The organism is uncultured Flavobacterium sp. (assembly GCF_963922255.1).
Classification (GTDB): domain Bacteria; phylum Bacteroidota; class Bacteroidia; order Flavobacteriales; family Flavobacteriaceae; genus Flavobacterium.
This window is the reverse complement of the sequence record NZ_CAWUIC010000006.1, coordinates 39,715-55,703: the sequence shown is the minus strand read 5'-3', so window position 1 is coordinate 55,703 and position 15,989 is coordinate 39,715. Positions and strand designations below refer to the sequence as shown.

The window sequence follows — 15,989 nt, the reverse complement described above, 5'->3', positions numbered from 1 at the left end:
AGCCCACTCTTTTAGTATTTCTAAACAACAGATTCGTTCTACATAAATAGTTTAAGTTAAACAAAACCTATAAATTTGTTTAGTTTTAACATTTCTACAGTTATTTGAAGTTTATTATTTATCTTTGCACTTTAAGAAAAATTGCTAAAAACTTATTGCATATTAATATGTCTAAAAACGAAGATTTTAATTTAGAAATAGGTGAAAACCATATAGGAACCAGTGCAAACACTCCATTAAGAGCTGATGCTTTTGCTATTTCTGATGAAGAAAAAATTGAATCCATAAAAAAAGATGTTGAAAATATCTTGAATACACTTGGAATGGATTTAACTGATGATAGTTTAAAGGGAACTCCAAATCGTGTTGCTAAAATGTTTGTAAAGGAGATTTTTGGAGGATTAAACCCAGCAAAAAAACCAAGTTCATCTACATTTGACAACAAGTATAAATACAATGAAATGTTGGTAGAGAAAAACATTGTTGTTTATTCTACTTGCGAACATCATTTATTACCTATTGTAGGACGTGCTCATGTGGCTTATATTTCTAATGGTACTGTTGTTGGGTTATCTAAAATGAATCGAATTGTTGATTATTTTGCTAAAAGACCTCAAGTACAAGAACGTTTGAATATACAAATTGTGGAAGAACTTAAGAAAGTTTTAGGTACAGAAGATGTGGCTTGTGTAATTGATGCTAAACATTTATGTGTGAATTCAAGAGGAATTAGAGACATCGAAAGTAGTACGGTTACTGCTGAATTTGGTGGGAAATTCAAAGAAGACAAAGTAAGAAGAGAGTTTTTAGATTATATTAAAATGGAAACTACTTTTTAATTTTACCAAATAATTTCAACTAAAAATAATTGCCCTAGCCCTGATAGGAACGGTATCCTTTTTATTTTGCCTTCAAAATAAAAAGATATAGTGAATAGCAGGATTAGCTTCAAAAAAAATAAAGAAAATGCAACTTTACAAAAACAATTCGTTACACCTATATAATACTACTTCTGGAAAAAAGGAATTATTTACTCCTATTTCGGATGGAAATGTGGGAATGTATGTTTGTGGACCAACGGTTTATAGTAATGTGCATTTAGGTAACGTTAGAACTTTTATGAGTTTTGATGTGATTTATAGATATTTATTACATCTTGGATATAAAGTAAGGTATGTTAGAAACATTACTGACGCTGGACATTTAACGGATGATGGTGATGTAGAAAATGACCGTTTTGTGAAACAATCGAAATTGGAGAAATTAGAACCCATGGAAATTGTTCAGAAATATACGGTTGATTTTCATAAGGTTTTACAAGAATTTAACTTTTTAGAACCTACGATTGAACCCACTGCAACAGGACATATTATTGAGCAAATAGAATTGACTCAAAAAATGATTGCTGATGGTTTTGCTTATGAAAGTAATGGTTCTGTTTATTTTGATGTTAAAGCATACAACGAAAAAGGTCTTAATTATGGTGAATTAAACAACCGTAATATTGAAGATTTAATAGCAAACACAAGAGATTTAGACGGACAAAGTGAAAAGAAAAACCCTCAAGATTTTGCCCTTTGGAAAAATGCTTCTCCAGCACACATTATGCGATGGAATTCTCCTTGGGGAGCTGGTTTTCCGGGATGGCATTTGGAATGTACTGCAATGAGTACAAAATATTTAGGTGAAAATTTTGACATTCACGGTGGTGGAATGGATTTGAAATTTCCGCATCATGAGTGTGAAATTGCTCAAGCTAAAGCTAGTTTTGGTCATTCTCCGGTGAATTATTGGATGCATACTAATATGTTGACTATGAATGGTCTTCGTATGAGTAAATCAACCGGAAATTATATTTTACCTATGGAATTATTAGGTGGAAATAATCCGTTTTTTGAAAAAAGTTTTGAGGCAAATGTGGTTCGCTTTTGCTTTCTTCAAGCACATTATAGAAGTGTTCTAGATATTTCTAATGATGCGATGATTGCTGCCGAAAAAGGTTTTAATCGTTTGATGGAAGGAATTTCGCTACTAGATAAATTAATTCCTAGCACTACTTCTACTCTTTCTATTGAAAAATGGAAACAGCAATGTTATGATGCGATGAATGATGATTTCAACTCACCAATTCTAATAGCAAATTTGTTTGAAGGTGTAAAATTCATCAATCTAGTTAATGATAAAAAAGAGTCTCTAACTGCCGAAGATATGGCAACTTTAAAAGGAACTATAACTGCTTTTGTGTTTGATGTTTTGGGAATTAAAAATGTAAAATCATCTAGTAACAATGCTGATAAATTAACAGGTGTAGTTGAAATGCTTATCACAATGAGAAATGAAGCTCGAGCTAATAAAAACTGGGCTTTATCAGATGAAATTCGTGATAAACTTGCCACTATAGGAGTTATTTTAAAAGATGGAAAAGACGGAACGAGTTTTTCGATTTAAAATACAAGACTGCTGAATAGAAAAATTATTTGGAACACAGATTTGAGAAATTATAGAAATTTGAATAATCTTTTTTTGAAATTGAGATTTAAATTGAAAACAAATCCGTTGGCTTAAGCCGAACGGCAATGAATAAGAATAATTTTGAGCTTAAAAAAAATATTAATTTTTCCTTTTGTACTTTTGGTACGTTTTTACCAAGGAGCAATTTCTCCGTTTACACCTGCTGCTTGTCGTTTTGAACCTACTTGTTCTCATTATACTGTTGAAGCTTTACAAAAACATGGATTGTTTAAAGGTGGTTGGTTGGCAATAAAAAGAATTATTAGTTGTCATCCTTGGGGAAAAAGTGGTTATGATCCTGTTCCTTGATTTTAGTGTTCAGTGCTCCGTTTTGCGAGTGCAGCAAAATAAATCGATAATTAACAAGTGGCTATTAAATTGAAAATGATTTTTGTAATTGCTATTGAATTTGAATTTTGAATCTTTTTTAACATCTAACCGAATAATAATCTTTATTTTTACCTTTTTAAAAGAAAACATACATGAACAACGCATTATATATGGTTTGGAATCCTTCTGAAGGGTTTGATTTAGGTTTTATTACACTTCGTTTTTATAGTTTAATGTTTGTTGTTGCCTTCGGTTTAGGTTGGTATGTAATGAAAGGCATCTACAATCGCGAAGGACAATCTATTGAAAAATTAGACAATCTATTTGTATATACTGTTGTTGCAACTTTAGTTGGTGCTCGTTTAGGACATGTTTTCTTTTATGATTGGGCTTATTTCAAAAATCATTTGTTGGAAATTTTATTACCAATGCGAGAAACTGCTGATGGCTGGGAATTTACAGGATTTGCAGGTTTAGCGAGTCATGGTGCTGCCATTGCAATTATTATTGTGATGTATTTCTACAGTAAAAAAGTGGTTCAAAAACCAATTTTATGGGTTTTAGACAGAATTGTTTTGCCAGTTGCAAGTGGTGCCATTTTTGTTCGTTTAGGAAACTTTTTCAACTCGGAAATTGTGGGTACAGAAACTACTTCTTCTTTTGGAATTCGATTTATAAGAGACAAATTTACACCAAGAGAAGCTTTTGAAAAGACTAATATTTCAGACATAAACGATGCTTATAAAGCTATTGAGACAAATCCACAGTTTGCAGATGTTTTAGCTGAAGTTACTCCAAAACATCCCGCTATGTTATATGAAGCTTTTGGTTATGTTTTTGTTTTTGCAATCCTATTATATATGTATTGGAAAACAGATGCAAGAAACAAACAAGGTTTACTTTTTGGAACGTTTTTAGTTTTACTTTGGACAGTAAGATTCATTGTGGAATACGTTAAAGAAAGTCAAGGTGGTTTCGAGGAAAGTCTTGGTTTACTTTCAACTGGTCAATGGTTGAGTATTCCGTTTATTATTGTTGGTTTTTACTTTATTTTTAGAACCAAGAAAGTAGCTTAAATATTTTATGATATGAATAAAGCATCAAGATTCTATTCAGTTACTGGATGCTTTTTGTTTTACTTTGACTTATTCACTGTAAGTCCAACACCAATTACATTAGGTAAAAATCCATATTTGGAAATATTAGAAATTGATATAGAATAATTTCCAACAGATAATTTTTGGCTTGATTTATAAGTATAATATAAATCGCAAATATCTCCTGAACAATCTGCTAAATGTTTTCCATTTTCATCTTTAATTGATAGATCTAAATTTTCAATCGTTTCATTTTCATCAGGAGTTTTTATTTTTATAACTAATGGAATTGTTGGCATATCATAATCGTAGATATGAGAAAACTCAATAATTACATCATAATTATTTTCCTTTGTAATTTCAAAATTATAATTTTTCACATCGGATTCTAACCATCGATTGGATTCAAATTTCTTATCATATTGATGATAAACTCGATTTTCATTACATGAAATTAAAAATGAAAAAGCTACAAATAGAATTATTCTTCTCATAAAATCTTTTTTACTATTAACGAAAACAAATAAAATTTAGTATATTTTATTCAAACACAGCATTTTCATAAATTAAATTCATTAAGACTAATGAGAATAGGTATTCAATTGAAATATATTCAAAAGTTTTTTTTCATTCTTAAAATACTTTTTTTTTTCTTACCTTTTTAATCTAATTAAAGTTTAAAAATGAAAATTACTCATATTAGTGCAGAATGCTATCCAATTGCTAAAGTTGGTGGTCTTGCAGATGTTGTTGGAGCATTACCAAAATATCAAAAATCTTCTAAAATTACTTCGCAAGTTATTATGCCTTTTTATGATAACAAGTTTACAAGTTCTAATGAATTTAAAACTATATATGAGTCAAAATTAAAATTAGGAAGTAAAGACTTTTCTTTTCGTGTGTTAGAATTCAAAAAGAATGCTTTAGACTTTGATGTCTTTTTAATTGATGTTCCTGATTTGCTTTTCAAAGAGTATGTATATTCATCTGATGATACTAATCGTTTCTTGGCTTTTCAAATTGCAACTTTAGATTGGATTTTGACATGGAAAAAGAAACCGTCAATTATTCATTGTCACGATCATCATACGGGTTTAATTCCTTTTATGTTGCAAGAAGCACATAATTTTAAATCGTTAAACAAAATTCCAACTGTTTTAACCATTCATAATGCACAATATCAAGGTTGGTTTGCACATGATAAAATCAATTTAATTCCAAAATTTGATTTAAACAACATAGGTTTATTGGATTGGAATAATCAGATAAATCCTTTGGCTGCAGCGATAAAATGTGCTTGGGCTGTTACCACAGTTTCTCCAAGTTATATGGAAGAATTAAAACAAAATGCCAATGGTTTAGAAAGTCTTTTACAACACGAAAGCAAAAAATGTAATGGAATTTTAAACGGAATTGATACAAGTGTTTGGAACCCTGAAACAGATGAATTTATTATTAAAAATTATAAAAACCGAACTTTGAATTCTGGTAGACTTGCAAATAAAAAATGGCTTTGTGAAACTTTTAATTTAGATTTCGAGAAACCTCTTTTTGCATTTATTGGAAGATTAGTTTATGAAAAGGGAACAGATTTACTTCCAGAAGTGCTTGAAATAGCTTTAAAAAACAAAAACATTTCAGTCTTAGTATTAGGTTCAGGTAATGAAGATACTCAAAACAAATTAAAAACGTTAATTTCAAAGCACAAGAATTATTACTATGCTTTCATTGGTTACGATGAAAAATTATCACACATCATTTATGCTGGTGCAGATTTCTTATTAATGCCTTCAAGAGTTGAACCGTGTGGCTTGAACCAAATGTACGCTTTACGATATGGTACAATTCCAATAGTGAGAAATATAGGTGGTTTAAAAGATACTGTGATAGACATTGACAATAACGGTTTTGGAATTATTCATGAAGAAGTTGAAGTCAATCAAATTTTACATGCCATTTTAAGAGCTCTTAATTTATATAGCTCTAAAACTAAATTTAATAAAATTAGAAAAGAAATCATGGAAATTGATCACTCATGGAATGTTTCTGCAAATGAATACAATAAACTATATCAATCATTACTTAAAAAATAAATTATGATTAACAACGATGTGCTTTCAATTATATTAGGTGGTGGACAAGGCTCAAGACTTTATCCTTTAACAAAAAATCGTTCAAAACCAGCTGTACCTATTGCAGGAAAATATAGATTAGTTGATATTCCAATTTCAAACTGTATTAACTCAGATATCAAAAGAATATTTGTTTTGACACAATTTAATTCAGCTTCTCTTAATAAACACATCAAAAACACCTATAGTTTTAGTTTTTTTAGTAGTGCTTTTGTTGATGTATTAGCTGCTGAACAAACTCCAGATAACAAAACATGGTTTCAAGGAACTGCAGATGCTGTACGTCAAAGTATGCATCATTTTTTAAGTCACGATTTTAAATATGCATTAATTTTATCTGGTGACCAATTATACCAAATGGATTTTGAAGCTATGATTGAAAATCATAAAAAGAACGAAGCAGATATTACAATTGCAACCATTCCTGTTAATTCAAAAGATGCTCCGTGTTTTGGTATCTTAAAAACAGATTCTAAACACAAAATAACTTCTTTTATAGAAAAACCTGCAGCGGATTTATTACCAAATTGGACTTCTGAAACCAGTGATGAAATGAAAGCTGAAGGTAAAAACTATTTAGCTTCAATGGGAATTTATATTTTTAATAGAGAACTTCTTGTAGAGTTAATGAATAACCCAGAAACAAATGATTTTGGAAAAGAAATCATTCCAAACGCAATAGATAATCAAAAGGTTTTTAGCTATCAATATGAAGGATATTGGACAGATATAGGTAACATCGATTCTTTCTTTGAAGCCAATCTTGGATTAACAGATGATATTCCTAAGTTTAATTTATATGATAAAGGTAATGCCATTTATACTAGAGCAAGAATGCTTCCAACAACAAAATATTCTGGAACAATATTGAATAAATCAGTTGTAGCAGAAGGTTGTATTATTCAGGCAAAAAAAATTGAACATTCAGTAATTGGAATCCGTTCTAGAATTGGAGCTGATTCTGAAGTTTCAAACACCTATATGATGGGAACAGATTATTATGAATCTCTAGAAGAAATTGAAAAAAACAACATTAAAATATTGTTAGGAATTGGTGAACGTTGTTACATTAACAATGCTATAATCGATAAAAATTGTAGGATTGGTGATGATGTAAAAATAAATGGTGGAACACATTTAAAAGATGACGAAACTGACACTTATGTTGTTAAAGACGGAATAGTTGTCATTAAGAAAGAAGCCGTAATACCTTCAGGTTTTACACTATAAATTATGGCAAATACAACACCGTTTAGTCTTTTTACCGATTTCGATATTGACCTTTTTAAAAGTGGAAAGCATTATCGTTTATACGAAAAAATGGGTTCGCACATCACAACTATTGATGGTGTAAAAGGAACGTATTTTGCCGTTTGGGCTCCAACTGCCAATCAGGTTTCTGTAGTTGGAGATTTTAATCATTGGACTGATGCAGAACACTCATTAAATGTACGTTGGGATTCATCAGGAATTTGGGAAGGATTTATTCCAAATATCGGAAAAGGAACTATTTATAAGTACAAAATCCATTCAAAAATTGATAATGGTATTACCGAAAAAGCTGATCCTTATGCCAGAAGATGCGAACATCCACCAAAAACAGCATCCGTAGTTTGGGAAGATGATTATAAATGGAATGATGAAAATTGGTTAAAAAACAGACACAAATACAATTCCTTAAACGCACCTTATTCGGTTTACGAAATGCATTTAGGCTCTTGGAAAAAAGTCATTGAAGAAAATAGATCGCTTTCTTATTTTGAGTTGGCAACCGATTTAGTCAAGTATCTAAAAGACATGAATTACACACACGTAGAATTCATGCCAATTATGGAATATCCTTATGATCCTTCTTGGGGATATCAAATTACAGGCTACTTTGCTCCTACTTCTCGCTTTGGTTATCCCGAAGAATTCAAGTATTTAGTAGATTGTTTACATCAAAACGAAATCGGAATTATTCTCGATTGGGTTCCTTCCCACTTTCCGGAAGATGCTCATGGATTAGGATTTTTTGATGGTTCTCATTTATACGAACATCCCAATCCACAAAAAGGGTATCATCAAGATTGGAAAAGTCTAATTTTCAATTATGGTCGCAATGAAGTTCGTTCGTTTTTAATTAGTAATGCTATTTTTTGGTTAGACCAATATCATGTTGATGGTTTGCGAGTTGATGCGGTTGCGTCAATGTTATATTTAGATTATTCTAGAGAAGTTGGTGAATGGGAACCCAACGAATTTGGAGGAAATGAAAATTTAGATACAATCTCTTTCCTAAAAGAATTGAATGTCGAAATTTACAAATCGTTTCCAGATGTTCAGACAATTGCAGAAGAATCTACTGCTTTTAATGGAGTGACTAAACCAGTACATTTAGGTGGCTTGGGTTTCGGAATGAAATGGATGATGGGTTGGATGCACGATACTTTAGAATATTTTAAAAAAGATGCCGTTTATCGAAAATACCATCAAAATGAAATTACTTTTAGTTTAGCTTATGCTTTTACGGAAAACTTTATGTTACCACTTTCACACGATGAAGTAGTTTATGGAAAAAACTCCATTTTAGGAAGAATGCCCGGTGATGAATGGCAACGTTTTGCCAATTATCGTTTGATGTATGGTTATATGTTTACGCATCCAGGAACAAAGTTAAATTTTATGGGAACCGAATTTGGTCAATATGAAGAATGGAATTTTGACAGTAGTTTAGATTGGAATTTATTAGAATTTGAACCTCATTTAAACACACAAAATTATATAAAAGAACTAAATGCTTTTTATAGAAAAACTCCGGCATTATTTGAAAAAGGGTTTGTCAATGATGGTTTTGAATGGATAAATTATGATGATAATGAAAATTCTGTCATATCCTATATTAAAAAAGGAGACAACCCAAATGAAGATGTAGTTATAGTTTGCAATTTTACACCAAATACTTATTCAAAATATAGAATAGGAATTCCAAAACAAGGAAATCTAATTGAAATTTTTAATAGTGATAATCAAAATTTTGGTGGTTCAGGAATTTCGAATGTTAAAGAAATAACTATTGAAAATAAATCTTGGAACGGAAAATCGTTTTCGGCAGAAATTATTGTTCCACCATTAGGAATTGTTGTGTTTTCGATTCAATAAAGTAAATGAGCCACAGATTGACAGATAAAAATATAAACTTTAACTCAAAAAAAATCAGTGAATCAGTGGCAAAAAAGAAGTTATAAGTTCATTTCTTTCCAATATGAATTATTCATTAAAATATACATTTAGTTATCAAATGTTTAATTATTTCTTCTATTTTTAGCAAAAATAAACCTTTAAAAAGTATTAAATTTAGTAGGTTTACATAAATATTAATGCAGATTGATTTATGATTTTAAACACTGAATTAGAACAAAAAGGAAACTTATTTCCATCCAAAATAATAGCTTACAAAAAAGATGTCGATAGATTGTACTTCACTACAGAAAACGATGTAGTGTTACAAGTAACAATTGTTAGAGATAGCGTTATACGTTTTCGATATACTACAACTTCTATTTTTGAAAAAGATTTTTCTTATGCAATCACAAAATATGCAAGTATTGGTTATAACAAATTAGAGATTAGTGATGATGATGAAAAATACTTTATTGAAACCGAAAAACTAATTTGTCACATTCATAAAAAAGACCTCCATACGCAAATGTATGATGCTAAAACCAACGAACTTATTTGTGATGATGAGTTAGGTTTTCATTGGGAAGAAAGTTATGAACACGGTGGAAACATTGTAAAAATGTCTAAAATTTCTCAAGCTTCTGAAAGTTATTTTGGACTAGGCGATAAACCTGTACACATAAATCTAAAAGGAAAACGTTTTGAAAATTGGGCAACCGATTCATATGCGTATGGTAGAGATACAGATCCCATTTATAAGGCAATTCCGTTTTATATAGGCTTGCATCATAGTAAATCTTACGGAATATTTTTTGATAATACGTTTCGTTCTTTTTTTGATTTTTGTCATGAGAGAAGAAATGTTACTAGTTTTTGGGCACAAGGTGGCGAAATGAATTATTATTTTATTTATGGCCCAGAAATGTCAGATGTAGTAGCAAATTACACTGATTTAACTGGGAAACCTCACGAGATGCCACCATTATGGGCATTAGGTTATCATCAATGCAAATGGAGTTATTACCCTGAATCTAATGTAAAAGAAATTGCTGCTAAGTTTAGAGAATTACAAATTCCTTGTGATGCTATTTATTTGGATATCGATTATATGGAAGGTTTCCGTTGTTTCACTTGGAATAAGGATTATTTTCCTGATCCAAAACGAATGGTAAAAGAATTAGCAGATGATGGATTCAAAACTATAGTTATCATTGATCCTGGAATTAAAATTGATATGGAATATCCTGTTTTCAAAGAAGCATTGGATAAAGATTATTTCTGTAAAAGAGCAGATGGGCCATATATGAAAGGAAAAGTTTGGCCTGGAGAATGTTATTTTCCAGATTTTACAAAACCAGAAGTAAGAGAATGGTGGGCAGATTTATTTCAGGAGTTAATTGAAGATGTTGGTGTTGCTGGTGTTTGGAATGATATGAATGAACCAGCCGTAATGGATGTTCCTGGAAAAACTTTTCCAGATGATGTTCGTCATGATTATGATGGAAATCCTTGTAGTCATCGAAAAGCGCATAATATTTATGGTATGCAAATGGCAAGAGCAACTTATCAAGGAATTAAGAAATTTGCTTATCCAAAAAGACCTTTTGCTATTACTCGTTCTGCTTATTCTGGAACTCAACGCTATACTTCATCTTGGACTGGTGATAACGTAGCTTCTTGGGATCATTTGAATATTGCAAACATTCAAGCACAAAGAATGTGTATGTCAGGTTTTTCATTTATTGGTTCTGATATTGGTGGATTTGCCGAACAACCAAATGGTGAGTTGTATGCACGTTGGATTCAATTGGGAATTTTTCATCCGTTTTGTAGGACACATTCTTCTGGTGATCATGGACATCAAGAGCCTTGGACATTTGATAAAACTGTGACGGATGTTGTTAGAAAATTTATCGAAATTCGTTATCAATTATTACCCTATTTATACACCGCTTTTTGGAAATATGCTGAAGAAGGTGTTCCAATTTTAAAATCGTTAGTACTTTTTGACCAAGAAGACGAACATACACATTATAGAAATGATGAATTTATTTTTGGAGAAAAAATATTAGCTTGTCCTATTGCTGAACCTAATGCAAAAGGAAGAAGAATGTACATTCCAAGAGGTAAATGGTACAATTTCTGGAATAATGAATTAATTGAAGGAGAACAAGAAATGTGGGTTGATGCAGATTTAGATTGCATGCCTATTTTTGTAAAAGAAGGAGCAATTATTCCTAAATATCCAATTCAACAATATGTTGATGAAAAAGAAGTTACACAATTACAATTAGATGTGTATTTTAAAGAAGGAAAAGAAAAATCGGAAGTCTATGAAGATGCTCATGATGGGTATGATTATAAAAAAGGAAGATTTAGTTTACGTAATTTTACCTTAGTTGGAAAAAGAGATTCAATAACTATTCAACAATTTAAATCGGGTAAATTTATTACAACCTATGACACTTTTGAAATTAAATTAATCGGAATTCCATTTGAGATTGGTAAGATTGAAATAGACAATGAAATTTTTGAATTATCAAATATAACTCCTGATAACTTTATGATTGTTTCTAAAGAATTTACCGAAATTCATATTATTGGAATGTAATATTAAATTTAAAAAACAAAAAAAATCCTGAAACTTACATTTCAGGATTTTTTTATACTTCTATTTTTCTGACTAGTCTTCTTTCTTGAATTGAGCCATTTTTAATTTTTCTTTTTCACTCATTGAATCTCTCATAACTGGAGTTGCAACGAATAAAGAAGAATAAGTACCTACTAAAATACCTACTAAAATAGCAAATACAAATCCTCTAATGGTTTCACCACCTAAGATGAATATTGCCACTAATACTACTAATGTTGTAGCAGAAGTATTGATTGTTCTACTTAATGTTGTATTAATTGCTCTATTTACTAATCCATCAAAGTCAGATGTTGAATTATAATCTAAATACTCTCTAATACGGTCAAAAACAATTACGGTATCATTTAATGAATAACCAATTACCGTTAAGATAGCTGCTATAAATGCTTGGTCAATCTCCATGTTGAAAGGTAAGAATGTATAGAAGAAAGAGAAAATTCCTAATACAATGATAACGTCATGTGTAACTGCAATAACAGCTCCAAGTCCAAATTGCCATTTTCTAAATGATAACATTAAATATAAGAAAACAACAAATAAAGATCCTAAAACAGCCCAAATAGAGTTTGTCTTGATATCTTTAGAAATAGTTCCAGATACTTTAGAAGATTGCATTACACCATATGTTTTACCATCATAAGACGTTACAAACTGCTTGTAAGTTAAATCAGCTGGTAAATATTTCTTTAAAGACTCATATAATTTTTCATTAACATCTTTATCTACTCCTTCACCTTCTTCATCTACCTTATATTTAGTAGTAATTTTTAATTGGTTATCGTTTCCAAAAACTTTAGCTTCTGCACTTCCGAAAGTAGCTACTAAATCTTTAGCAACTTCTGGAGCACTCACAGCTTTATCAAAACGTACTTGGTAAGTTCTTCCTCCAACAAAATCAGTTCCTAAATTCAATCCTTTTGTAAAAATTGAGAATAAACTGAAAGCAATTAATAATCCTGAAATTACATAAGCAATTTTTCTTTTTCCTAAGAAATCGAAGTTTAAGTTTTTAAACCAATTTCTTGTAATAGAAGTTGAAAACGCTAATTTTTCACTTTTAGATATACTCCAATCTAAGAATATTCTTGTAATGAAAATTGCAGTAAACAACGATGTTAAAATACCTATTAATAAAGTAGTAGCAAAACCTTTAATTGGTCCTGTTCCTAAGAAGAATAAAATTAAAGCTGTAATAAAAGTTGTAACGTTAGCATCAATAATAGATGACATTGCACCTTTCCAAGTATAAGCATAATTTACTGCTTCTTCAGTTGTTTTACCAGAGTCAAGTTCTTCTTTAGCTCTTTCAAATATAATTACGTTAGCATCAACTGCCATACCAATTGTTAAAACGATACCAGCAATTCCAGGTAATGTTAATACAGCTCCGAAACTTGCTAATACTCCAAATATGAATAAAATATTTACTAATAAAGCTAAGTTAGCATAAAAACCTGTTTTACCATAGTAGAATAACATCCATAATAATACCAAAGAGAAGCCTATAATAAATGACATCATACCACTTTCAATAGCTTCTTTTCCTAAAGATGGACCCACTACATCTGATTGTAAAATATCAGCTCTTGCAGGTAATTTACCCGCTCTTAAAACGTTTGCTAAATCTTTAGTTTCTTCAATTGTGAATGATCCTGAGATTTCAGAACTACCTCCAGAGATAGCTCCTTTTGAAACACCTGGTGCAGAATATACTGTGTTATCTAATGTAATTGCAATTGCGTTTCCTTGTTTAGAAACTTCACCTGTCATTTTTTCCCATGCTTTTGCTCCAGCACCATTCATTTGCATACTTACAGCAGGTTTTCCTAATGCGTCGTAAGTATCCGTTGCATTAGTAATTACACCACCACTAATTGGAGCAACATTTTCTCTGTTACCTTTTAATGCATATAATTCAGTAATATCTGGAGTTTTTTCATTAACTTTTCCCCATGCAAATTTTACATCTACTAAATTACTTGGCAATAAAGCTTTAATGTCACTTCTTTTAAAATAAGAATTGATTTTTGCTGTATCTGAAAGTTTTGCATAACCAATTACTGAAGTTCCTGGTTGTTGATTAATTTGAATTTTTTCAAATAATGGATTAGATTCAGTAGCTGTTGAGTCAGCTTTGTCTACTAATAAAGAGTCAATTCCTTTAGAAACTGTTTCTTTAATATCTTTTTCTTTAACTTCTGTTTTCTTTAAAGCTTCATTTACTGAAACTATATATTGTGCAACTTCGTCAATTTTGTAAGTTTCCCAAAACTCTAATTGAGCTGTTCCTTGTAATAATTTTTTAATACGATCCACATCTTTTGCACCAGGTAATTCTACTAAAATTCTACCTGTTTCTCCTAACATTTGAATGTTTGGTTGTGTTACACCAAATTGGTCAATACGTTTTCTTAAAACTTCAAAAGCACTTTCAACTGATTTTGCAACTTCTTGTTTGATTAATGGCTTAACTTGATCGTTAGTCATATCAAATTTAATTACATCATCTAATGTTCTTGTTCCAAAAATTTCAGGACTAGACATTTTAGTGTTTGATGCAGCTGCTTCTTTATCAAAAGTTTCAAAGAAAGCGTCAAGGTAAGTTTGGTTCCCTTTTTGGTTTTTTGCAGTTTCAGCTAAAGCTTTATTAAAAACAGGGTTTTTAGTGTTATTAGCTAATCCTTTTAAGATATCTTTTACAGATATTTGAAGAATAACATTAATACCCCCTTCTAAGTCTAATCCTTTGTTGATTTGCTTTGCAACTACTTCATTGTAAGTATTACCTAAGTATACTTCTTCTTTACCTATAGAATCTAGGTATTTTTGCTCTTTTGCGAAATCTCCATTAGCAAATGCTTTTGCTTTTTCTGCATAACTATTAGCTACGTATGTAAACGTTAATTGATAGATACATGCGATTGCAAAAATTATTGCGAAAAATTTAATAAGTCCTTTATTCTGCATTATTCAAAAAATTAATTATTGTATTTTAAAAAACGGACAAATATATAATATACAATAGGATTAAACAATTTTATTTTGTACTAATGTTAAAATATTCCTATAATATAAAAAGTAATTGTCAAATTATATTTCATAAAAAAGGCTGTTAAAAAATAACAGCCTGATTTTTATCTATTTAAGAAAATTACAATACTGATTTTAAATCAGCATTCATGTTTCTTACTGCATCTGCACTTTTTGCAAATAAAGCTTTTTCAGCATCATTTAATTGAACATCAACGATTTCTTCAACACCATTTCTACCAATAATACATGGCACACCAATACAAATGTCGCTTTGTCCATATTCACCATCTAACATTACTGAACAAGGAATCATACGTTTTTGGTTGTTTAGAATTGAATCTACTAAAAACGCTACAGAAGCTCCTGGAGCATACCAAGCTGAAGTTCCTAATAAACCTGTTAATGTTGCACCACCAACCATTGTTGAAGCAGCCACTTTATCCATTTCTTCTTGAGACATGAAGTTAGAAACTGGAGAACCATTGTAAGAAGCTAATCTTGTTAAAGGAATCATAGTTGTATCACCATGACCACCAATTACCATTCCTTGCACATCATTTGATGGTTTTTGTAAAGCTTGTGATAAGAAATATTTGAAACGAGAACTATCTAAAGCTCCACCCATTCCAATAACTCTGTTTTTAGGCAAACCTGTTGCTTTTAAAGTTAAGTATGTCATTGTATCCATAGGATTAGATACTACAACGATAATTGCATCTGGAGAATGTTGTAAAATATTTTCGGCTACTGACTTTACAATTCCAGCATTGATTCCGATTAATTCTTCACGTGTCATTCCTGGTTTTCTTGGAATTCCAGAAGTAATCACTACTACATCCGATTTAGCTGTTTTTGAATAATCATTTGTGCTTCCAGAAACTACAGTATTAAAACCTGTTGTAGTTGAGCATTGCATGATATCCATTGCTTTTCCTTCTGCAAAACCTTCTTTGATGTCTAATAAAACTACTTCGCTTGCAATTCCTCTGTAAGAGATAACGTCTGCACAAGTAGCACCTACATTACCAGCACCTACTATTGTAACTTTCATATTTGTGTTATTTATGTAAT

General features: G+C 30.6%; 11 protein-coding genes. 8 read left to right on the top strand and 3 right to left on the bottom strand.

The window, feature by feature from the left end:
• Nucleotides 1-167: 167 nt before the first annotated feature.
• The 4 genes from folE to lgt all read left to right on the top strand — a co-directional run bounded on the left by folE (nucleotide 168) and on the right by lgt (nucleotide 3,917).
• Nucleotides 168-839: a GTP cyclohydrolase I FolE gene (gene folE, locus AABJ49_RS06415; protein WP_338377124.1), complete on the top strand. Its 672-nt coding sequence runs from the start codon at nucleotides 168-170 to the stop codon at nucleotides 837-839.
• Between the two features lie 127 nt (nucleotides 840-966).
• Nucleotides 967-2,448, top strand: coding sequence for a cysteine--tRNA ligase (gene cysS, locus AABJ49_RS06410; RefSeq protein ID WP_338377122.1), 1,482 nt, complete (start codon nucleotides 967-969; stop codon nucleotides 2,446-2,448).
• Nucleotides 2,449-2,592: 144 nt separating this feature from the next.
• The gene (gene yidD, locus AABJ49_RS06405; protein WP_338377120.1) at nucleotides 2,593-2,820 is read left to right on the top strand and encodes a membrane protein insertion efficiency factor YidD; all 228 of its coding nucleotides are present in this window, start codon (nucleotides 2,593-2,595) and stop codon (nucleotides 2,818-2,820) included.
• 173 nt (nucleotides 2,821-2,993) lie between these two features.
• The gene (lgt, locus tag AABJ49_RS06400; protein WP_338377118.1) at nucleotides 2,994-3,917 is read left to right on the top strand and encodes a prolipoprotein diacylglyceryl transferase; all 924 of its coding nucleotides are present in this window, start codon (nucleotides 2,994-2,996) and stop codon (nucleotides 3,915-3,917) included.
• Between the two features lie 59 nt (nucleotides 3,918-3,976).
• Here the strand turns inward: lgt and AABJ49_RS06395 are convergent, their stop codons facing one another.
• Complete coding sequence (locus AABJ49_RS06395; protein ID WP_338377116.1) at nucleotides 3,977-4,432, bottom strand: hypothetical protein; 456 nt, start codon at nucleotides 4,430-4,432, stop codon at nucleotides 3,977-3,979.
• Nucleotides 4,433-4,621: 189 nt separating this feature from the next.
• Here AABJ49_RS06395 and AABJ49_RS06390 point away from each other — a divergent pair, with 189 nt between their 5' ends.
• The 4 genes from AABJ49_RS06390 (at nucleotide 4,622) to AABJ49_RS06375 (ending at nucleotide 11,843) form a co-directional block, all read left to right on the top strand.
• Nucleotides 4,622-6,031, top strand: a complete 1,410-nt coding sequence (locus tag AABJ49_RS06390) for a glycogen/starch synthase (protein WP_338377114.1) — start codon at nucleotides 4,622-4,624, stop codon at nucleotides 6,029-6,031.
• 3 nt (nucleotides 6,032-6,034) lie between these two features.
• On the top strand, nucleotides 6,035-7,300 hold the full coding sequence (locus AABJ49_RS06385; RefSeq protein WP_338377112.1) for a glucose-1-phosphate adenylyltransferase: 1,266 nt from the start codon (nucleotides 6,035-6,037) through the stop codon (nucleotides 7,298-7,300).
• Between the two features lie 3 nt (nucleotides 7,301-7,303).
• Nucleotides 7,304-9,211, top strand: coding sequence for a 1,4-alpha-glucan branching protein GlgB (gene glgB, locus AABJ49_RS06380; RefSeq protein ID WP_338377110.1), 1,908 nt, complete (start codon nucleotides 7,304-7,306; stop codon nucleotides 9,209-9,211).
• A gap of 232 nt (nucleotides 9,212-9,443) precedes the next feature.
• On the top strand, nucleotides 9,444-11,843 hold the full coding sequence (locus tag AABJ49_RS06375; RefSeq protein WP_338377109.1) for a glycoside hydrolase family 31 protein: 2,400 nt from the start codon (nucleotides 9,444-9,446) through the stop codon (nucleotides 11,841-11,843).
• Nucleotides 11,844-11,915: 72 nt separating this feature from the next.
• Here AABJ49_RS06375 and secDF read toward each other — a convergent pair whose 3' ends face one another.
• On the bottom strand, nucleotides 11,916-14,852 hold the full coding sequence (gene secDF / locus AABJ49_RS06370) for a protein translocase subunit SecDF (RefSeq protein WP_338377106.1): 2,937 nt from the start codon (nucleotides 14,850-14,852) through the stop codon (nucleotides 11,916-11,918).
• A 184-nt stretch (nucleotides 14,853-15,036) separates the two neighbouring features.
• A complete protein-coding gene (mdh, locus tag AABJ49_RS06365; protein ID WP_338377104.1) occupies nucleotides 15,037-15,969 on the bottom strand; it encodes a malate dehydrogenase in 933 nt (310 codons plus the stop codon).
• Nucleotides 15,970-15,989 lie beyond the last annotated feature (20 nt).